We start from the raw sequence: 21,526 nt of genomic DNA, 5'->3' as shown, positions 1-21,526 counted from the left end.
TTAGGATTAGTTTTCTACTGTACCGTAAATATCTTCCAACGCAGCATCAAGACCAGCTCCTCGCAAACCCACCTGTATAATTTTGCCTTCCTTGTCGAGTAACAAACAATAAGGAACGCCTGTAATGTTATAAGCTTTAACACTTTCGCCTTTGAAACCACCTCTATCGTTCAATTGAGGCCATATCATATTCTCCTCTTTCATCGCTTTTTTCCAGGCCTGCTCTTTTTCGTCAATTGAAATGCTAACAATCGTAAAACCCTTGTCTTTATAGTGTTTATTAACCTCTCTTAAATGAGGAATTTCGCCACGGCAAGGACCGCACCACGAGGCCCAAAACTCTAATAAAGTATAACCTCCTTTAGGAAACTGACTTGAAATCAACAACTTTTTACCGTCCTGATTTAGCAAAGCCATATCCTGGTATTTTACTCCAATAGCAGTTTTCTTTGCTACTTCTGCTTCCTTTTTAAATGTTGCTACTTGCTCAGCATTCTTATAACCCGACTCAACAATCGTGATTAAGCTGTCAATTTCAGCAATGGTAAGCTGTACTTCCAAACCATAAAAATATTCTCTGGCTTTATCAAACGCCACTACCGATGATGAGTTTTCCTGAATAAACTTCCAGACTTCTTTTCTTACCTGCTTCGAAACTTCTTTTTCTTTTCTGTAAAGGCTAACACCTTCCCTGGTATTAAAAGTACCTGAGATAGCCGGAAGATGATATACTTTCATATACTCATCGTTTAAAGCTCTTTGTTGTTTACGTAGGTCGACTATTGATGCTTCAAATTCTTCTAAAAGACGTTGTGGCTCAGAACCGGTAATAACTGGTTTCCTTACTACCCTGTTCTTATTATAATAATAAGTAGGTAAACTATCCATATGTCCACTGAAAGTGATCGCTGAATTCTCCAGATAGAACCTGCTCATCAACCAGTTACTTTGAGCTGATTTTTGCCCTTTTGGGGTTCTGTCGATAATCACTCTGCATAAAGCAGATGACTTTAGCGTACCTTTTAGACTAAATTTACCATTACTAATTATGGCACTATCGATTCTTTTAGAATCTGAAAAGCCATCAGATTCAAGGTACACTTTCATCCCTTCAGCGTTTCCGCTAATTGAACCTAAAATGGTAAAGCCCGGTTCCAGCTTGAATGAAGAAAATATAAAAATGCTTATGATTACTAAGAATAATCTGGTCATTATTATCTGTTTTAAGATTAAAAACTATCGTTTGTTAAGTGGCATCCCTGCATTAAATGCCTGAACTTGTAAAGGGATTTGGAACGTGTAATTGGTGCTTCCCGGAGTTAATGTTACTAAAACAGTTCCATCAGCTGCATAACGCATCACCGGTTTCATTCTTCCATCTTTATCCAAACGTTTCATATCACTCCAACGCATTCCTTTAAAGGCCAGCTCTCTTCTTCTCTCTTCAAGCACTGCAGTAATAGCCTCCTCCTTGTTTGCTGCTGTTAACGCTGTATAACCGGCAGGTGTCATCCGGTTTTTACGAATGGTATTATTCACAATAGCTAATGCACCATTGATATCACCATTCCGAGCCAGACATTCTGCCTTGGTTAAATATATTTCCGCATAAGAAATACCTCTGTTCGGATTGTAAGAAGTTCCTCCTCCAAAATCATAACCTCCATTAGCAGTTGGTGTCGCTAATAATTGAATCCGTAAATCAGCCGGAAGATTATAAACAGATAGCAACTCATCTGAGTAGTGAAAGGACATATTATTACAATACCGAACTAACAATTCCTCAGGGCTATTATTAGCGTGCGGAAGTCTGGTTGTGCTGAAATTATTATAATTGAGAATAGTAGCATCACCTGATCTTAACACCAAATCTGCATACTTAAGTGCATCGGTATAATTACCCATATATAAATAGATACGTGTTAACAAACCGTACGCAGATGCTTTAGTAAACCTCGAATTATTAATATTCTGATTGGGCAGATCAGGTATTGCCGCTAAAATATTACCGGTTAAATCATCTAACGATTGTTGAAGTGAAGGACGCTGTGGTGTTGCTTTACTTTGATCGGTACTGATAACATATGGAACTCCGTAATCAGCTTCAGCTGTACTTTTACTATACGCAGGTGAAAAGAATGACAATAAATAGAAATAATTGAACGCCTTAGCCACTGCAGCTTCAGCATATAATTGTTTCTTTTGCTGTTCGGCACCGTCGGATGCAGAAAGAACACCTTCAGTAATTACGTTTAAATTGGCAATTCGGTTATAAAAATCAGCCCAAACATCCGGGCGATCGTTGTTATTATTAATGTATTCTCTCCAGAAGTACGAATTACCTTTAGGAGCTGTTTGGTTTTGAGGTGAAAATGATACGTCTTTAACATCATCTGTTGTATAGATCATACAAATACTCTGTCCAAACGGATTTATTACACCTACATCATTCAGCAAACCATCATAGTCGCTGATAGTTTCGGCAATAATTACTCCTTTGGGTTTTACATCCAGAAAACTGCTGCATGCTCCCAGCAACAGGGATGGTACTATAAGGAGTGTGGCTAATCTGATTAATTTCATCTGATTTCTTTTTAATGATCAATCATTCAATACTTTATCCCGCAGATCATCTGCTGCTTTAAAAGTTAGTCGACAATGAGAAGGTGAAGGCCGACACAACCGGTAATCCTCTTTTGCCTGAAACAAAATCAAGCGATTCCGGATCAACGTCATTTCCACTAAACACATGTTTAACCGGATTTTGTACCTGCAAGATCAACCTGGTATTATTCATACCCATTTTTTGGCTCAGCTTATCTTTCATCTTATAGGTGAGCGTTACATCTCTCAAGGCAATGTAATCGAGCTTACGAACAAACTTTTGTCCTCGATTATAAGCTTGTCGGTTATCAAAATATTTCGGAGATCCGTATGCCGGAGAAAGGCCGGGAATATCAGTATGCAGCTCGTCGCCCGGTTTAGACCACATGTTCTGCATTCCGTCTACAGGTCTATCGTCAAACACACTTGGAGGAGCAATCAAACCCACATGTCCACCATAATACATCAGTAAAGCTGAAAGACTAAAATCTCCTAGCGAAAATTGATTATTGAAACCAATGGCATATTTAGGATCATTTACACCCGCAAACCTTAAAGCGCTGAAAGGGATATCCATCTTCGGAGAATAACTCAATACGATAATATTCCCGTTTTCATCCCTTACAGTCGGCTGACCAAGCCCGTTTAGTCCGGCATAATCAAGTGTTAACACCGAATTCATTGGATGGCCTTCAATATTTTCGGCTCCCCCTGCTCTGCTGAAATTAAAGAAACCGTTAAATTTGTTCTTTACGTTAAGCACCTTACTCTTATTAAAAGAACCCGTTAACTGTGTTTGCCAGCTAAAATTCCTGCTTTTAACATTAATAGTGGAAAGCATGATATCCACCCCGCGATTCTCTACAGAAGCATTATTAGTAAGCAGATTCGTAAAACCTAAAGTCGGGTCAGATTCTATCGGAGAGAAAATATCTTCTCCACGTTTGATATAGAAATCAACCGTACCCGATAATCGTCTGTCGGCAATTGCAAAATCCACTCCTGTATTAAAATTGAGCGTTTTCTCCCATCTCAACTCATTATTTCTCGGTGCCGATATCGCGTACCCCACAGTTGGATTGGATAAGTACGTATTAACTGAACTAGTCAAGAAATTAAAAGGTCCGCTTCGCTTAATGATATTACCATTATAGCCTACTGCAACACGAAGTTTAAGCTCGTTGATGAGGGTTGACTCCTTTAGGAAATTTTCTTTATCCAGAGACCAAGAGACACCGGTTGACCATAAAGGCGTATATCGGAATTTAGGATCAGTACCAAAAAGGTTCGACTGATCGATACGTAAGCTTCCTGTTAAAGTGTATCGCTCATCATAGGTGTAAGCCCCATTCGCGTAAAAAGAAAGAAATCGGTCGTCAGCATACAATTCATTAAAAAAATCAGTTAACTGGGTTTGGTCAAATGCATAACTTAACGCCGGAACAATAACATCAAAATACTCCGGTGAGTAATTATAATTGCTAAGTAATGTTAAATCAACCGGCTTAATGGTTAAGGTTTTATTGTTATACCCAAAAGCTGTATTTAAATTGGCTGAAGACGTAATACGTCTTTGTTCAAAACCACCTAATAATGAAATATCATGCTTTTGAGCCAAGGTTTTATTATAGGTTAACTGGGCCCTTAAAGTGTATGAGCTGATATCATTTGTATTTGTTTTCTTTACACCACCTTGCGGAACTCCAAATATTGGTCGTCCGCTTGCCGGGTCTTTTCTGGCAAAGTAGTTGAGCATCAAACGAGTCTGATAAGCATTCTCAGAAGCATAGTTTTCGTAATTGTCGGCCTCTTTTTCAAACACACCACCCAGCTCCAGATTTAAGCCGTTTGCAATGGTTGCTTTTAAATTTCCTTGCACCCTGTAGATATTGCTCTTGGTTGTAGTACTCGACTCATTCATTTCCTGATAAGGGTAATAAAACTCGTCATACAAACCCATGGCCATATTTTCCTGATTACGCGCGGCACTAATGGTACCATAACTCTGACCGAACCCAAAGTAAGACTCGTTAAAAGGGGAAAAATAGGTTGGCAACGCATTCCCATTTTCATCCTGAAAACGTTGGTAAGGTTTTAACTGAAAATAATCCGGAATTGCAGCAGCTTTTGAATTCATATTAGAGTAAATACTCTGCACGTCCAGATTGATCTTTTTGGAAAAGCTAAATGAACCTTTATAGTTTACAGTGGTTTTATTATAGTTTGAGTTCTTTTCAGAACCATTGTTGTTCACATAGTTTACACCTACAAAATAGGTAGTGTTAGGAGAACCGCCACTTACATTCAGGTTGTAGTTTTGTAAAAATTGATTTTGCAGAAACAGACGCTTATAATCTTCGGTGTTATCATAAGCTGCCATATTTGCATACAATCTATCTGCCTCTTCCTGCGTTATCCGGCCATTGTATAAATCATCAGTAATACTAAAAACGGGAGTATATGTACCATTCATCATGTCAATAAAATCTTTCGACATGAAGTTGTTCTCAATATCATTTATACCGGTTGCCTTTTCAAAATCAACATAATTCTTACCTGTTAATAGGTTAAGCTTGCTGTAATCGGGCTTAGGCATTACCGTTAGGGCTGTAGTAAAATTGATCGCGGGCTTGCCATTTTCGATCCCTTTTCTAGTATTGATAACGATTACACCGTTAGACGCTCGTACCCCATAAATTGCTGCTGAGGCTGCATCCTTTAACACCGTGATCGATTCAATATCATAAGGATTGATCGTTTCAATATCCACTTCAGACGGATAGCCGTTTAATACAATTAATGGTTTCTTGATTGCCTGGAATGTGGATACTCCCCTGATGGTAAACGGACTTGTATTATTGGGGTCGGACCACTTACTGCGAGATTGATTAAGGTTGAGCATCAAACCCGACATGCGGCCTTCCATATTGTTGATAATATTTCCGTTTACAGGTACCGTTTGCAGGTAAGTAGTACGATCGATGGTAGCATAAGAACCTGCTACTTGTGAGCGCTTTATATTTTGATAACCAGTTGAAACCACTGAAACCTCTGTAAGACCAGCAACAGCTGTTTTCAGCTGTATAGTTTTCATGCTTCCGTTGGCATTAATTTCCCTGGCCTTTAGTTCTTTAGTAGTAAACCCGAGGAAAGAAACCATTAAAGTGGTGTTTTCATCCAGATTGGATAATGAAAACTCTCCATTGCTGTTGGTTAAAGTCGATCGTGAAGATCCCTTAATGTTGACCGTTGTTCCTGCTAATGGTTGAGCCTCTTCATCTACTACCCTCCCCTTAACATCAATCTTATTTCCTGAAAGATTTTGCTGGGTTTCTTTAGGGCCGATTATGATTATATTTTTTTGATAGGTAAACTCTAGCCCCGTTCCCTGCAATAACTCATTGAGTACTTGATCCAACGGCTGACTTTTAGCATTTACAGTTACACCCGGGTGCTTGTTCAGTTCTTCCAGATTATAAACAAGATGAAACGGAACTTGCTTTTTTAGTGCATCCAGCGCTTTAGGAATTTTAACATTCTTAACACTTAGGCTAACTTTTTCTGCCGACTGTGCCAACAAGTTAAAGGAAAACAACATAAAACAGAGTAACAGTAGGCCTGTCTTTCTCTTTAATGGATTTTTAGGTTTGTTTTTAACATGAATAATTTCTTCGTAACTTTTTTTCATTAGATTTGAACTGGTTGAGTTGAAACAATAAATCCCTATTTGCCCTCCAAGCAATTTGATTTATGAAAACTTGCCTTTAAACGGGTGATGGTCGAAACATCACCTGTTTTCTTTTTATCGTACTGATTTCTCTATAATAATCCTCCTGTCTTTAATAGTGAATTTTAAGTGTGTGGTTTTCTTAATGACATCCAACACTTCCTTAACATCTTCTGATTTAGTTACACGACCGCTAAAATGTAGTTGTTTTAGGGTTGCATCTTTAAATTCTATATCCAGATCGTACGCTCTACCAACTTGGGCCATTAATGTCTCAAGCGAAGCATGATCAAGGGCAAAAACGCCTTCTTTCCATACAACATATGAATCCACTTCCACTGTTTGTTTTTCAAGTGTTTCATGAATGCTATCAAACAGAGCTTGCTGTCCCGGAGCAAGAGTCAATCCTTTTGTTGAATTATTAAAGTCCACTTTCACCTTTCCTTCTACAAGTGTTGTTTGAACAGTAGCAGTATAGGCATTTACGTTAAATGATGTACCTAATACCTTTACACTCATATTTCCATGATGTACAATAAATGGTTTCTCAGGGTTTTGGGTTACATTAAAATAGGCCTCCCCACTTTCAAGAAATACTTCACGCTGATGCACATTAGCAAAACTTACACGAAATTTTAAACGAGAATCTGCATTTAAAAACACTTCGGTACCATCTTCCAGTATAATCTTGTGAGTATCGCCTTTAGGTACTATCAAGGTATTAAAAGCAACTTTATCAGGATTAACCTCAGAATAATCAAGTATTTCGTTCATGCTCATCACCTGTGTTCCCTTTATCCTACCGTTGATCTCTTCAGTGAGCATTATCTGAGATCCATCATCAAGAATCAGGAAAGGCTTATTTTTATGAATTTCAGCTGCAATAGTTGAAGGAGGAGGCGGTGTTGATTTATCACCATGCTTTACTGAAAAGTAAAAAGTAATACCGATAGCCAATGGAATAGAAAGAATAGCAGCATACCTGATCAAGCGTTTGCTGATTGAAATAATTCGATAATGACTGCGAATAGCAACACGATTTTGTACTAACTTCCAATCATTTTCGGTGTTAATATGTTGAGCGTATTTCTCGCGGATTCCAGATTTAGAAAGTTCGGTATTCTCTCTGACAACCAATTCTTCATCATTAGTTCCCCGAACAATGTATTCATCCATTGTCTGGTCGTCCAAAAATTCCTGAATCCATTTATTGTTATTGCTCATACGATGGTGTTATTTCTCCATTAATAGTAAGTAGCAAGAAGTAAAAAAGAGGGTGATTGAATCGATGAAAAAAAATAAATTATTTCTTTGAAGGGATTAAACGGATAACAGGATACCTATTAACAAGTTCTCCGAAAGTTGGCTACGCAAGGTGGCATACGCCTTTTTAATTTGTGTTTTTACCGTATTCACAGATATATTATTTCGCTCGGCAATTTCAGCATAGGTAAGCCCTTGCACATTGCTCATTAAGAACAACTTTTTTCGTTCAGCAGGTAACTTGTTTAATGCCTCTGTTAGTTTTGAGTAAATTTTGGCTTTTAAGCGCTCATCGTTTATTGTTCCGTCAGGGTCAAAGGCAATTTCGGGTAACTCGCCGCCCTGGTAAATAATGAGATCTCGCTGACGCTTAATGTGGGTAATGCAAATATTCTTTACCGATCTCACTGCATACGCTTCGAACGAAGATTTTAGTTGAATCTGATCTCGTTTATTCCATACGTACACAAAAAACTCCTGAACAAGGTCTTTAGCTAGCTCAAGCTCATCGACATAACGAACAGCTATCATGCACAATGTTTCATACTTTGCATGAAAAAGTTCTTCAATTTGTCTAACGGAAATTCCTTGTCCTTCTCCTGCTTGCTGCATTCAGTTTGCTTAATAGGCGCCTAATTTGACGGTTAAATTTTAGAATATCAATACCGTTACCTAATAGAGTGTATAGGCTATAGAGAGAAAAAGGAGCAAAAAAGCATTTATTGCATGTATAAACACATAAAATGAACCAAAAAAGTTTTTTGTCCAATGTTGATAATTTCTGTATACAATCTCATTTTTTATGATCGATTACACATTAATTTAACGACACCTTATTGAAATAATTACGATACTTATACCATCTACTCATTAAAAATGTTTAGAATTGCTGAACAATGATTAACTATGGAAGAAGACTTACTCATTCAAATCAGTAATAAAATACGTGCTTTTCGTAAAGAACGGGGAATGACCTTACAAGAGCTGGCAGATAAGGCGAAGGTAAGTAAAGGTCTTATCTCCCAAATTGAAAATAGCCGGACAATCCCTTCTTTACTGGTGCTAATTGATATTGTACTGGCACTTGAAGTTGATTTGAATTATTTTTTTAAAGGTATTGGAAGTAATATCAATGGGCCGATGATTCTTGTAAAGCGAAAAGAGGAGTATGAAGCCTTTGAAAAAGAATCGGCGGAAGGATTCCTTTACCAACGTATCTTTACCAAGACCTTTAAAAATACCACTGTTGATATTGTTTTACTTGATTTGTCCAAGGATGCCCAGCGGCCAATGGTTGAAACCGAAGCCTTTGAGTTCAAATATATTATACGGGGAAAGATCGAATATATTTTCCCTGACCGAACAATTGAATTAAACAAGGGAGATGCCATGCTATTTGATGGCCGTATAAGTCATAACCCGCGTACAATTAGTGATGAAAACGCATTAATGTTGATTGTTTACTTTTTTGATAGCAATTAAACTTATACCCCTAACCCCTAAAGGGGAAATGCCTAGAACATCACATTGTATAGAGAAATGTAGTGTAAACCCCTAACCCCTAAAGGGGAATTTTCTGTGTATAAAGTACCAATAGTTTATACGTGCGATATGAATTCCCCTTTAGGGGTTAGGGGTAATCCCATCCTAAAAATTATTTCTCCCCTCTTCTCTGTTAAATCAGTTTTAATCTCCTGTTATTTTTTTACATTTCCCTTTTTCTGTTCCTACTTTATGTTTAGCATTGCTAAACATTTTTTACAAGCTATACTTATCTTATGAAGAAATTATTGACGCTCGTTTTATGCTGCATTACCATATTTGCAGCTGCTCAAACAAAGCACAAAACAAAAAATGTGGTTATAATAACGCTTGATGGTTATCGCTGGCAGGAGTTGTTTAGAGGAGCTGATTCATCACTGATCAACAACAAGCAATTTACCGGTAACCCTAAAGCTATTACTAAACAATTTTGGGCAACCACAGATCAGGAACGTCGTTTAATCTTAATGCCGTTTATGTGGAATACTATTGCTTCCAAGGGACAAATTTTGGGAAATCGCGATTTGTCTAATAAAGTGGATGTAACCAACCCGTATTGGTTTTCCTATCCGGGATACAGTGAACTTTTATGTGGGTTTGCCGATACTTCAATAAATAGTAACAGCAAAAAGAACAATCCGAATGTTACGGTTCTAGAGTTTTTAAACAAACAAGCTGAGTTTAAAGGAAAAGTAGCGGCATTCGGCTCTTGGGATGTTTTTCCTTATATTATCAATCGGGAACGATCAGGAATTCCGGTGAATGCAGGTTATGAAAATCTTACAGCCCCCAACATCAGTGCTTCAACTCGATTGTTAAATGCTATGCAAACCCAGGTTCCAGATCCCTTTGGCAGCGAACGGTTAGATGTGTTTACTCATTACCTGGCTAAAGAGTATATGATAGCGCATCATCCGCGTGTAATGTTCATCGGACATGGAGAAACAGACGAATGGGCGCATGAAGGTCATTATGATCTTTACCTTAAGTCGGCCAATTACATCGACCAATACCTGGCAGATTTATGGAACTTTATCCAAAATGATCCTTTTTACAAAGATCAAACAACCATGATCATTACAGCCGATCATGGTCGTGGTGAAGCTCAAAAAGGATTATGGCAGCATCATGGCAAGAATATTCCAGGAGCAAATGAAATATGGATTGCTGCAATTGGCCCCGATGTTAAACCATTAGGAGTGATTAAAACCAACACGCAGCTTTATCAAAATCAGGTTGCACAAACACTTTGTAATTTACTTGGCATTGAGTATAGCAACGCTAAACCTGTTGGAAAAGCAATCGATACAATTATTAACTAACATTATATAATGAGTAACAGAAGAGATTTTTTGAGAAATGCAGCCGTATTTGGAGCTGCTTCTCTTTTAGGTACAGGCATTCCATTAGTATCAGCAGCTGAAATAAAACCAGCCGATCCTCGCAAAAAAAGAGCGCTGCGATTCGCTCATATTACAGATTGTCATGTAATCGACAAACCGGTTTGTGTTTCATCTATGAAAACGGTTTTCGACCAAATCAATGGACTAAAGGACAAACCTTCCTTTATCATTAATTCGGGTGATACCGTAATGGATTCAAACAATCAAAAAAAAGAAGATCTGGAGAGCCGTTGGAATGTTTGGCGCCAGGCTGTACAACATAATAAGCTACCATTGCATAGCTGCTTGGGTAATCATGATGTTTGGTACGGACCAAAGGAGTTGGATGAGGAATACAAAAAAGACCGACGTTATGGTAAAACCTGGGCAATTGAAGAATTGAAAATGCCTGCCCGTTATTATTCCTTTGAACAAAATAACTGGAAATTCATAGCCTTGGATAGCATGGGACTTCATTATGGTTTGGATGAGGAGCAGTTTACATGGCTTGAAAACGAATTATCAAACAGCAACGGTAAACATGTTTGTGTTTACTCACATGTTCCGATTATGTCTTTCGGTGCTTTGATGTATTATGTGGATGAGAAAAAGGATTTAGGAGAAGTGGCTTTCCCTAAGGGCGATATGCATAGCGATATTAAAAAACTTAAGAATTTATTTTACAAGCATAAAAATGTAAAACTTTGCCTGAGTGGACACGTACATTACATTGATGCAACCGATTATTTAGGTGTTAAATATTTATGTAATGGTGCGGTGTCATCTAACTGGTGGGATGGCGTATTGGCAGAGTTTCCAAATGTTTATGCAGTTATTGATCTGTATACCGATGGCACCAGCGATTGCCAATTGGTTTATTATAATCAGGCATAACTTTTTGCCACCAAAAATAAAAAGGCATTGCGACAAAGCAGTGCCTTTTCTCTTTCGCAGACTACCTTTTTCGCTTTATAAACACTCCTATATTTCTTTGTGATCCAACAACTTGTTCCAACATTAATTTACTTTTTATTAATGTTTGTATACAATAATTAACTGATCCTTAATACTTAGTTTGTTTAGTATTAATAAACATGGTTTACAATTGCATTGCTAAAAACAACTACAAAAAACTTCAAAAGCAATGCAAAAATTCTACAAGAACCTGATCAGAAAAGCAGCATTTATGATGTTGTTCGTCCTGATCTCCGTTGCGGCAATTGCCCAACAAAAAGTTTCCGGCGTCGTTACTGATAAAAAGGATCAGCAACCATTACCTGGAGTAACTATTTCTGTCCAGGGAACCAATATTGGCAGTGTTAGTGATGCCGATGGTAAATTCTCTATTTCCGCTAGTAACGGACAGGTACTTTTATTCAGCTCAGTTGGTTATGTTAACAAAATTATAAAGGTTGGCAGTTCAGCAGTAATCAATGTCCAATTGGAAGCTGATTCAAAAGAACTAACTGAAGTAGTTGTTACTGCTTTAGGGATCAAAAAGGATAAAGCCAAATTAGGATATGCCATACAGGAAGTTAAAGGTGATGAACTTGTAAAGGCTCGTGAGCCGAACCCTGTAAATGCTTTAGTGGGAAAAGTTTCTGGATTAACCGTTGGTGCTTCAGCTGAGTTATTGGGTTCGCCAAATATCTTATTACGTGGTCAACAACCTTTATTCGTTGTAGACGGCGTGCCAATCAGTTCTGATACCTGGAATATAAGCGCTGATGATATTGAGTCTTACACCATTCTAAAAGGCCCTGCTGCATCTGCTTTATATGGATCAAACGGACAATTCGGTGCTATTCAGATTACCACCAAACGTGGATCTAAGGATAACCGCGGCTTTGCTATTGAATTTAATTCAAGTACGATGACTCAGAATGGGTTTAATGCTATTCCTAAAGTTCAGGATATGTATGGCCCGGGCGACCATGGTAAATATGAGTTTGTTGACGGTAAAGGTGGTGGTAAAAACGATGGTGATTATGATATCTGGGGACCTGCATTAAATGGTCAGTTAATTGCGCAATATGATAGTCCGATAAACCCTTCAACAGGAAAACGGACTCCTACTCCTTTCATTGCACGCGGAACGGATAATCTTACCCGTTTTTTACAAACAGGTGTATTGAGCAGTAATAATATCGCAATCGCAACCAGTGGCGAAAAATACGACTTACGTTTTTCATCTACCTATAATTACCAGCGCGGACTTGTTCCCAACACTCAACTTAATGGCTTAAACTTCAATGTTTCTGCAGGTTACAATTTCTCTCCGAAATTACGCTTTGAGTCGACAGTAAATTACAACCGCCAGTTTACCCCTAACTACCCCGACGTTAACTACGGCCCTAACAGCTTAATTTACAACATGGTTATCTGGGGTGGTGCCGATTGGAATGTTGATGACATGAAGAATTATTGGCAAACGGGTAGGGAAGGTGTACAACAAATCTATGCTGAGTATCAACGTTACAACAACCCTTGGTTTGTAGCTAAAGAATGGTTGCGCAGTCACCATAAAACAGACATGTACGGTCATATGAGCTTAAATTACAAGTTCAATAACTTTTTGAATTTAAGTGCCCGTACGCAGATTACTACCTACGACCTTTTGCGTACCGAGAAATTACCTTACTCAGCAACAACTTATGGTCGCGAGCAGGCTAAAGGTGATTACCGTGAGGATATGCGTAACATGTTTGAAAATAACACAGACGTATTATTAAGTTTTGACAAACAGGTTATCCCTTCATTAGATGTTAAAGCATCTGTTGGAGCCAACTTACGTACGTTTAATTACCACTCTACTTATTCAACAACTGATTACCTGAATGTACCGGGATGGTATAATCTTAATAACTCGTTAAACCCTCGTCAAACGTATAATTACGAGGCGCCGATGCAGGTATTTAGTTCGTATGCGTTCTTGGACATGATGTACAAAAACTTCCTGAGTGTTTCATTAACAGGTCGTATTGATAAATCATCAACGATGCCGAAACAAAATAACACCTTCTTCTACACTTCTGTTGGTGCCGGATTAATTTTGACGGAACTATTAAAATTTCCTGATGCTATTTCTTATTTTAAGTTAAGAGGATCGTATGCTAAAGTTGGAAACACGGCAGTAAACAATACCATAAGTTCGGCTGCAGTGTTATCGGGTTCAGGATTAGGATATGGAGCAGATTATACAACTCCATACGGAGGTCCTTCTTACAAGAATATTTCATCCTATAATGTAACGCCAATTTACAATAATCAGCCGGGTGCCACCTACACCGCTATTTTAACCAATCCGGATTTAGAGCCAAGCTTTAGTTCTGCCTACGAAGCAGGCGTTGACCTTAAATTGTTGCGTAATCGTTTAGCTTTTGATATTACCTATTTCAACAGCTTAGATGGGCCACGAATTTTCGAACTACCGTTGTCACAAGCAACCGGCTACAGCAGTCTGTTAACAAACGGTATTAAATCGCGTCGTTCGGGATGGGAATTAACGCTTAGTGGTTCACCTTTACGCAAACCTAATTTCAATTGGGATGTAATGGTAAACTGGTCGACTTACAAAGAAGAGTTAGCAGAAATTTACCCTGGAATTGAAACGCTGAATCAATTCTTAAAAGTTGGAGATCGTTTAGATAAATTATACACTTCAACTTTTGTTCGTACTAAAGACGGCCAAATTATTAATGATGCCAGTGGTCGTCCGATTCAAAATCCTGTTTCCCGTTATTTAGGAAACATGAACCCCGACTGGACATGGAGTATCAACAATAAATTCAATTACAAGCAATTTACATTTGGTTTCCAATTTGATGGTCGTGTTGGTGGTAAAATGGTTGACTACGTATTACGCCAAACCATGCGTGGCGGTCGTCATATTGCCACCATTGAGGGCGATATGGGTGTTGCCCGTGCTAATGATATTAAAGGAATTAAATCCTATGTTGGACAGGGAGTGGTTGTTGCTAACGGCGCTACCATTAATTACGATGTAGACGGTAATATTACCAACTACGATCAATTAGTTTTTGCTGCTAACACCACTCCTACTTTCCTTCAGGATTATATCAGCCGTTACAACGGCATTTCAGAAGGAAACCTGATTGATAAAACCTATGCAAAACTTCGTGAGGTAACCATCGGATTTAACCTGCCAAAAAGCTTTTTAAACAGAATGTCGATTCAACGTGCATCAATCACCCTTGTTGGACGTAATCTATTGTATTTTGCCAAGGTGAAAGACATCGACCTGGATCAGTTCCCGGGAATGACTTCTCAATCGAGTTTACAAACGCCTACCAGCAAAAGCTATGGTGTAAATCTGAATATCACTTTCTAAATTCTTAACGACAAATTCTCATGAAACTAAATAAAAAACTGATCCTTTTATTGGCAACAGCAGGAATAGGATTAACTGCTTGTCAAAACTTTGAGGAATTGGAACAAAATCCAAATAAACCAAGTAAAGCATCCCCATCGTTATTACTAACCAGTATCGAGAACGATTTTTACGAAGCTCCCTGGAATGACGTACAACGCTGGAATCAGTATTGGTGCAGCAATTACAATTATTATGCTACGCAGGAGTACAGCTGGACCGGCGGCGGTATGAACTACCTTACGCTAAATAACATTAAACAAATGGAACATGAAGCACAAAAAACGGGGCTTCCTGCGAAAAATGTGTACGCTTCATTGGCTAAATTCTTTAAGGCCTTCTTTTATGTGGATATGACTATGCGCATGGGAGATATTCCGATGTCGGAAGCGTTGCAAACCGGCAATGGCATCTTTAAGCCTAAATACAACACGCAAAAAGAGGTATTCTTACAAGCATTTACCTGGCTTGATGAGGCCAATACAGAACTTACGGCGTTAATTGCAGCAAATGACAACAATTTGAGCGGCGACTTTTTATTAAACGGTAAGTTAATCGGGTGGCAAAAGGCCGTAAACGCTTACAAATTGCGTTTACTAATTCACTTGAGCAAAAAAGAATCGGATGCTGAACTAAAGATTAAACAACGATTTGCTGAAACGCTTGCTAATCCGGCTAAATATCCTTTACCTGGTAGCAATAGCGATAATCTGCAATATGTTTACAACTCTTCTACCAATAAATACCCGCTAAATCCGGATAATTATGGTAATACAGCTACCCGTAATAACATGTCGGCTACCTATTTAAATACCTTGGTTAACCTTAAAGATCCACGCACATTTATTGTAGCAGACCCTGCTCCTGCAAAAATAGCAGCCGGCTTAACACCTGCTGATTTCGAAGCTTATGTTGGAGCAAGCTCAGGTGAAAGCTTGGACGATATGTCATCCAAAGTAAACAAGGGCGAGTACTCGTTTATCCGCAAAGATCGATACTATCAATACTTAGGCGAACCTTGCGTACAAATTGGTTATGTTGAGTTATGTTTTAATATCGCAGAAGCAATCAGCCGTGGCTGGGTTGCTGGTAATGCTGCCGAATATTATAACAAAGGTATCAGTGGATCCATGCAATCTTATGCTATTTCAACGGATGCAATTAATGCTTACTTAGCTCAACCTGCCATAACCTTAGCAGGAAATGCAGATGAAGCACTTAAACAAATCTTGCTACAAAAGTACCTTGGTTTTTTCCAAAACTCAGGTTGGGAAGCGTATTACAATCAGCGTAGAACCGGTGTTCCTGCATTCTTAGTAGGCCCAGGAACCGCGAACAGCCAGCGAATTCCTAAGCGTTTCCAATATCCTTCAAGCGAGCATACTAACAACAAGGAAAATCTTGAGAAGGCGCTGGATGCTCAGTTTGCCGGTAAAGATGATATCAATGATGCTATGTGGATATTAAAATAACAATGAACCATTCATCATAAAAGCACTTCGCCCCGTTAAGGTTGATCTTTAACAGGGCGAAGTTTTTTCTTAGAAACTTAAAATGGCTATTTCCGTACGCCTATTCATTTGATGAGCAGCATTGGAGCATTTAACCCCGTTCTTGCATTTATTGAGCAACTTAGTTTCTCCATATCCTTTGGCTACCAGCCGATCTTTAGCAATACCTTTAGAGATAATATAATCTACTGCAGTTTTAGCCCTTTTTTGAGAAAGAATAAGATTTGCCTTATCAGACGAACGCGAATCGGTATGCGAACTTAGCTCTATTTTAATGGTCGGATTTTCTGTTAACAATGCAACCAATTTATTCAATTCCGTTTTCGATTTTGGTTTCAGATTCCATTTACCCGAATCATAATAAATATGCTCCAGTTTAATTGCCTTATTCAATATGATTGAATCTAACTGAAGAATAACCACTGAAGGCGATTCCTGAAGTTTAACATATTTCAATCCATTTTTATGGTCGCTTAAGAAACCTTCTTTTTCGGCTTTCACCGAACATTCTTCACCTGGCTTTAGCTCAAAACCAAAACGCCCTCTGTCATCTGTAATTGCGGTATCCTGTTCTCCTTTGTTATCCACCGTTACCGAAACATTGACTAATGGTTTACTGGTTAACTTATTTACCACGATGCCTACAAATTTGTTATTTGCCAGCACCACTTCTTCTACAATTACTTCCTTAACTGGCGGTGGCGGCGGAGGCAAGATCAGGTAACTGTAAATATCATCACTTCCTTTTCCTCCTCTTCTATCGGAAGATAAAAAACCTGTTGTGTCTGATGTTGGAGTGAACAAGAAATCATCCGTAACAGAGTTAACCGGAAAACGCATATTAGTAACTTCTTTCCATGTTGATTTTTCGCCTATGGCTTTAAAGATATCTAACCCACCCATTCCAAGTCGACCAGTTGAGGAAAAATACAACTCCCCGGCTGTCCCAATGGTTGGAAATAGTTCTTCCTGATCCGTATTGATCTGAAATCCACAATTAACAGGGGACGACCAACTCCCGTCATTTAACTTGGTACAATACCAAATATCCGTTTTCCCTAAGGTACCGGGCATGTCGCTGACAAAGTACAGCGTGTTGCCGTCTTTACTCAAAGCAGCATGACCAACCGAATAGTTCTCCGGATTATTATACTTAAAGGGTTTCAAATCACTCCAATGTCCTTCTTTCTTTTCTGAGTACCAAAGTTCCAATCGCCTTATACCACTTATTCTTCCATTGTTGGAGTTAAATTCCCTTATTGTTTTTGAATCATTATAGGTTCGGGTAATGTAAATAAGATTATGCGCAGCATTGATCAGCAATGGCCCAGAATGATAATTACTAACGATAAACTGACGATCAAATGGTTTTGATTTTTCTTTAGCATATAAATCCCGTTCATAAATACCTAAATAAGGCTGACCGGTACGACTATATGTTCCTTTGCGCTTATCAACAAAAGGTGCGCGCTCTGCGGTGTAAACAATAACAGAATCATTGATAGCCCATGCGCCCCATTCACTCTTGGGTGTATTAATTGAATCAAGGTTTTTAACTACTATTAATGCAGGTGATTGCATCCATGCTTTTGCCGAATCGCAACTGTTTACCCGCATTTTTATATACTCATTGGTTCCTGTTATTAGCTCATACTCTTTTAACAAATCCCTAGATTCGGTAAGCTCAACATTACAATGCATAACCTCTGCATAATTCAACAGTTCAGAGATTGGCAATAACTTAGTATACTGCAATTGCTGGAACCACCTTTTAGATTGTTCATAGTTTTTGATTAAACGGTAGCTATTTGCCAAACGAACCAGTAGGTCTACATCATCCTTTTTATTTTTTGCCAAACGTTCATAAATCGCCGCAGCTTTGGCATAACTGCTTTGCTCATACAACAAATCTGCTTGTTTTCTCAAACTCTTCTGCTCCTGTGCATATCCTAAAAAAGGGAAGAAACTTAAAAGAAAAACAAAAATGGTAAGTAATCTTTTTTTCATTAAAACGAATAGCGTGTAAACTTAGAAATACCTCGGACTTAAAATTCTTTCACCTAATTTAGGTGAAGGTAGGCTTAACGATACGGAGACTTCGTGGGAGCCATTTTCATAATTACTCAACTCACTTAAGGTTCTATCGTAGGCATAACCAATACGAAAACGATCATTCACATAAAATTGAGCCATTACTGAATAAGCATCAGCCATTTGTAAATTACTGATCAGGTTATCCTTACTCCATAATTTAATACCCGTTCTCCAGGACGCACCTATCCACACTTTTTCGTTAAAAGCAAAAAATGTATTCAGGTCCAGATTGGTAGGTCCTTTAAAGTCTTCTTTGATCAAGAAAGAAGGTTTTAGTATAATAGTAGATGATAACGTAATTAGACCTCCTGCTGAAAAATAATAATGCCTCGTTTTCTTTATATTGAGATAGGTTTTGGTTCCGTCTTGTAATTTTGTGCTGATATAATCAGCAAACAGATCCATAACAGAAGCTCCTGCAAAAAACGTGGGCGAATAATAATAAACCCCGAAACGAAGATCAGGTGTAATGGTATTTACGGTCCCTGCCTGAATTCTGGAGTCATTTTCTTGTACGTACGACAGTTCATCGCCATTGAGTGCATATTGCGACACTCCCACTCCTAATCCCAAACACAAACGACGAGTATCTAACGCATCTAATTTTAACCTGTATGAATAATTGGTGTAAGCAGACAGGTTACTTTGAGCACCCAACTTATCGTTTGTTATTTGAAGACCTAGTCCTGTGTTTTTCCGATACGAATCGGTAAGACCATCAAACGAAAATGTGGCTGTTTTTGGAGCTCCCGTAATACTTACCCACTGACTTCGATATAGCAGATGTGCAGTCCACTCTTCTTTATAACCGGCATAGGCAGGATTAACGGCCAATTCATTAAAAATATACTGACTAAACTGAACATTTTGCTGTGCAAAACCACTACTCACGATAAAAATGAATAAGGTAGTTAGCAACGAGCGATCATTTTTCTTCATACATGTACTACAATTGCAGTATCAAAGAGAGCATAAACTGATCACTCAGCTTTTGCCATTTATTGTGATAATTTATATTGATTGAAAAGCAAATAAAGTGAGGCTCATATTGACAGGTATACAAACCCAATTATTTAAAAAGGAAAAATTATCCTGATACCAAGATGGTTAGAATTCAATAGAGGAGAGTATAAAATTCAGATGGGTAAAAAGTAAAGCAATTTCTATGAACTAACTTGAAGTTTACCAACGCACAAATCCCAAAGGATAATTTTTTTCATTATTTCGGGTGCAAAAATAGAAAAATCCGCTCACAAAAAAAGTGTGATTTACAGGTAATTAACAAGTATTTATCAAGTAGCGGGTTAGGTTGTTTTACTTATTAAGAATTGCTTCAAAACGATTATTAACATAACTAATTAACTCCTCGTCTCCTTTGCAGCGTTGGATTAAATAAGGATACTCTTCTTCATAATCTTCCCTTCCCCCATTTTTGCTCGTGAGTATCAAGTTCGGCTTTCATGATCCTGATCTTTAAGTCGGGGTTACTTAATAAGCTCTCAATATCATCCGGTTGCAGCGAATAATAATGTTCGGAATTAACTTCAATCTTCTGGAAATATAAATCGATAACCTCAATTAATGTTTTAACCTGATGCACACGATACGAATCAGCAAGGGTTAGCATAGCGACGGCCGAATTAGCATTTTTCGGCCGAACTACTCCCAAAATTCAATTTCTTGTTCTCTCGTCCAATGAAAACCGTAATAGGAATCCCAATAGCCCGCTAAAATGACCTTTGTAAGTTATAACGATAGACTCTTCTTCTAAAACATCTAATTCCTGAACTAGATTTCGGATTGACTCAAATTCATAATTTACCTGCACAAGTCCCGTATTGTTCTGCCCTGTTCAGATAAATCTATTTTGGAATTGTACTCGCCTAATGGATAAGGTATCATTATTATTTGATAATTTGTTGAGCAATCACTGCTGCAAATCCATCCAGACCGACTTTGTCCGTATTACTTAAAATGATAATTGTCGAGTTATCTTCAAGTATATGAAACAACATAGCCTGAGCACCCATAATAGAGCCAGGTCTTTTAATGATCGTGAACATTTTGGAGTTGATTTCATAATCTTTATACACCCAAACGCCATATCCATATTCACCAGGCCCCGAAACAATCATTTTATTCAGTGTTTCCTGCTTTAATAACTTACCATTGAACAAAGCATTAGTAAATTTTAAAACGTCATCCACTGTTGAATACATAGCACCCGAAGCATACCAATTATTGATATACACAGGCAGGTCATTCGTAAGTACTTTTGAATCATCACGCTGAAAATAAGTATTTGCCAGCCTGTCGATCACTTTCTCTTGCGATAATAAACCTGAGTTAGTTAATTGCAAAGGTTCAATGATCTTTTCGCTTAATACCTGTTCGTATGTTTTACCGCTTACAGTCTCAATTATCTTTCCCAGTATAATGTAATCTGCATTGTTATAGTCGAAGGTTTTACCTGGCTGATTTACTAAAGTATCACTGCAAAACTTTGCCAACAGTTTATCCGTTGTATAGGGCTTTTGATATTGTGGCATTCCTTGCTGTAAAGCTGATTCAAGCGTCAATCCATCATCCATATTTCGCATGCCCGAAGTCATGTTGAGTAACTGTTTTACTGTTACGCTAGAACCTCCCATTCCCTTGTAGTTGGTTAAATAGGTGTTAATCGGTTTTTCCAGATCTATCTTGCCTTGCTCATACAATTGCAAGATCATAACTGCAGTAAAAGCTTTGGTGATGGAGGCTATTTTATACCTGGTATCAGGTGTATTAAGTACTTTAAAAGGGAGGTCAGCATACCCAAAACTTTTACGATACACTGCTTTTAACTTTTGTTCAATAAGAATAGTTCCACTGAAGCTATTCTCCTTTGTCAACGAATCAATAAACCCTTCTACTTTTGTTAATTGGGCAGAGACACTGCTTATTAAGCTAAATAATGTAAGAATTAAAATCAATCTTTTCATAAATGATGTGTTAAGGCAGATTAAGATAGGTT

Annotated in this window: 14 protein-coding genes; 5 read left to right on the top strand and 9 right to left on the bottom strand. The window is 38.1% G+C overall.

The window, feature by feature from the left end; genetic code table 11:
• Positions 1 to 6 precede the first annotated feature (6 nt).
• The 5 genes from SOLCA_RS04755 to SOLCA_RS04735 form a co-directional block, all read right to left on the bottom strand.
• The gene (locus SOLCA_RS04755) at positions 7 to 1,212 is read right to left on the bottom strand and encodes a TlpA disulfide reductase family protein (protein WP_014679312.1); all 1,206 of its coding nucleotides are present in this window, start codon (positions 1,210 to 1,212) and stop codon (positions 7 to 9) included.
• Positions 1,213 to 1,236: 24 nt separating this feature from the next.
• Positions 1,237 to 2,583, bottom strand: a complete 1,347-nt coding sequence (locus SOLCA_RS04750) for a RagB/SusD family nutrient uptake outer membrane protein (protein WP_014679311.1) — start codon at positions 2,581 to 2,583, stop codon at positions 1,237 to 1,239.
• A 58-nt stretch (positions 2,584 to 2,641) separates the two neighbouring features.
• The gene (locus tag SOLCA_RS04745) at positions 2,642 to 6,292 is read right to left on the bottom strand and encodes a SusC/RagA family TonB-linked outer membrane protein (RefSeq protein ID WP_014679310.1); all 3,651 of its coding nucleotides are present in this window, start codon (positions 6,290 to 6,292) and stop codon (positions 2,642 to 2,644) included.
• A gap of 114 nt (positions 6,293 to 6,406) precedes the next feature.
• A complete protein-coding gene (locus SOLCA_RS04740) occupies positions 6,407 to 7,555 on the bottom strand; it encodes a FecR family protein (RefSeq protein ID WP_014679309.1) in 1,149 nt (382 codons plus the stop codon).
• Between the two features lie 96 nt (positions 7,556 to 7,651).
• Entirely contained in the window at positions 7,652 to 8,206 is a 555-nt protein-coding gene (locus SOLCA_RS04735; protein WP_014679308.1) for an RNA polymerase sigma-70 factor, read from the bottom strand.
• A 294-nt stretch (positions 8,207 to 8,500) separates the two neighbouring features.
• On the opposite strand from SOLCA_RS04735, the gene SOLCA_RS04730 reads away from it, so the two are divergent.
• From SOLCA_RS04730 to SOLCA_RS04710, 5 genes are all read left to right on the top strand, one after another.
• Positions 8,501 to 9,076, top strand: coding sequence for a helix-turn-helix domain-containing protein (locus tag SOLCA_RS04730; protein WP_014679307.1), 576 nt, complete (start codon positions 8,501 to 8,503; stop codon positions 9,074 to 9,076).
• Positions 9,077 to 9,372: 296 nt separating this feature from the next.
• The gene (locus SOLCA_RS04725) at positions 9,373 to 10,458 is read left to right on the top strand and encodes a phosphoglyceromutase (protein WP_014679306.1); all 1,086 of its coding nucleotides are present in this window, start codon (positions 9,373 to 9,375) and stop codon (positions 10,456 to 10,458) included.
• A gap of 9 nt (positions 10,459 to 10,467) precedes the next feature.
• Positions 10,468 to 11,412 (top strand): metallophosphoesterase family protein, encoded by a 945-nt coding sequence (locus tag SOLCA_RS04720; protein ID WP_014679305.1) that lies wholly within the window; start codon positions 10,468 to 10,470, stop codon positions 11,410 to 11,412.
• 250 nt (positions 11,413 to 11,662) lie between these two features.
• Positions 11,663 to 14,869, top strand: a complete 3,207-nt coding sequence (locus tag SOLCA_RS04715; RefSeq protein ID WP_014679304.1) for a SusC/RagA family TonB-linked outer membrane protein — start codon at positions 11,663 to 11,665, stop codon at positions 14,867 to 14,869.
• A gap of 20 nt (positions 14,870 to 14,889) precedes the next feature.
• The gene (locus SOLCA_RS04710; protein WP_014679303.1) at positions 14,890 to 16,380 is read left to right on the top strand and encodes a SusD/RagB family nutrient-binding outer membrane lipoprotein; all 1,491 of its coding nucleotides are present in this window, start codon (positions 14,890 to 14,892) and stop codon (positions 16,378 to 16,380) included.
• A gap of 69 nt (positions 16,381 to 16,449) precedes the next feature.
• Here the strand turns inward: SOLCA_RS04710 and SOLCA_RS04705 are convergent, their stop codons facing one another.
• The 4 genes from SOLCA_RS04705 to SOLCA_RS04690 form a co-directional block, all read right to left on the bottom strand.
• Entirely contained in the window at positions 16,450 to 18,426 is a 1,977-nt protein-coding gene (locus SOLCA_RS04705; RefSeq protein WP_014679302.1) for an OmpA family protein, read from the bottom strand.
• A 21-nt stretch (positions 18,427 to 18,447) separates the two neighbouring features.
• Positions 18,448 to 19,452 (bottom strand): PorP/SprF family type IX secretion system membrane protein, encoded by a 1,005-nt coding sequence (locus SOLCA_RS04700; RefSeq protein ID WP_014679301.1) that lies wholly within the window; start codon positions 19,450 to 19,452, stop codon positions 18,448 to 18,450.
• Positions 19,453 to 19,921: 469 nt separating this feature from the next.
• Entirely contained in the window at positions 19,922 to 20,182 is a 261-nt protein-coding gene (locus SOLCA_RS04695) for a hypothetical protein (protein WP_042479316.1), read from the bottom strand.
• A 235-nt stretch (positions 20,183 to 20,417) separates the two neighbouring features.
• Positions 20,418 to 21,494, bottom strand: a complete 1,077-nt coding sequence (locus SOLCA_RS04690; protein WP_014679299.1) for a serine hydrolase domain-containing protein — start codon at positions 21,492 to 21,494, stop codon at positions 20,418 to 20,420.
• Positions 21,495 to 21,526: the final 32 nt, after the last annotated feature.

The organism is Solitalea canadensis DSM 3403, assembly GCF_000242635.2.
Lineage (GTDB): Bacteria > Bacteroidota > Bacteroidia > Sphingobacteriales > Sphingobacteriaceae > Solitalea > Solitalea canadensis.
This window is presented reverse-complemented; position numbering and strand designations above follow the sequence as displayed.

Coding starts and splice junctions, on each gene's coding strand:
- SOLCA_RS04755 (WP_014679312.1), bottom strand. CDS start 1,212: ATGACCAGATTATTCTTAGTAATCATAAGCATTTTTATATTTTCTTCA.
- SOLCA_RS04750 (WP_014679311.1), bottom strand. CDS start 2,583: ATGAAATTAATCAGATTAGCCACACTCCTTATAGTACCATCCCTGTTG.
- SOLCA_RS04745 (WP_014679310.1), bottom strand. CDS start 6,292: ATGAAAAAAAGTTACGAAGAAATTATTCATGTTAAAAACAAACCTAAA.
- SOLCA_RS04740 (WP_014679309.1), bottom strand. CDS start 7,555: ATGAGCAATAACAATAAATGGATTCAGGAATTTTTGGACGACCAGACA.
- SOLCA_RS04735 (WP_014679308.1), bottom strand. CDS start 8,206: ATGCAGCAAGCAGGAGAAGGACAAGGAATTTCCGTTAGACAAATTGAA.
- SOLCA_RS04730 (WP_014679307.1), top strand. CDS start 8,501: ATGGAAGAAGACTTACTCATTCAAATCAGTAATAAAATACGTGCTTTT.
- SOLCA_RS04725 (WP_014679306.1), top strand. CDS start 9,373: ATGAAGAAATTATTGACGCTCGTTTTATGCTGCATTACCATATTTGCA.
- SOLCA_RS04720 (WP_014679305.1), top strand. CDS start 10,468: ATGAGTAACAGAAGAGATTTTTTGAGAAATGCAGCCGTATTTGGAGCT.
- SOLCA_RS04715 (WP_014679304.1), top strand. CDS start 11,663: ATGCAAAAATTCTACAAGAACCTGATCAGAAAAGCAGCATTTATGATG.
- SOLCA_RS04710 (WP_014679303.1), top strand. CDS start 14,890: ATGAAACTAAATAAAAAACTGATCCTTTTATTGGCAACAGCAGGAATA.
- SOLCA_RS04705 (WP_014679302.1), bottom strand. CDS start 18,426: ATGAAAAAAAGATTACTTACCATTTTTGTTTTTCTTTTAAGTTTCTTC.
- SOLCA_RS04700 (WP_014679301.1), bottom strand. CDS start 19,452: ATGAAGAAAAATGATCGCTCGTTGCTAACTACCTTATTCATTTTTATC.
- SOLCA_RS04690 (WP_014679299.1), bottom strand. CDS start 21,494: ATGAAAAGATTGATTTTAATTCTTACATTATTTAGCTTAATAAGCAGT.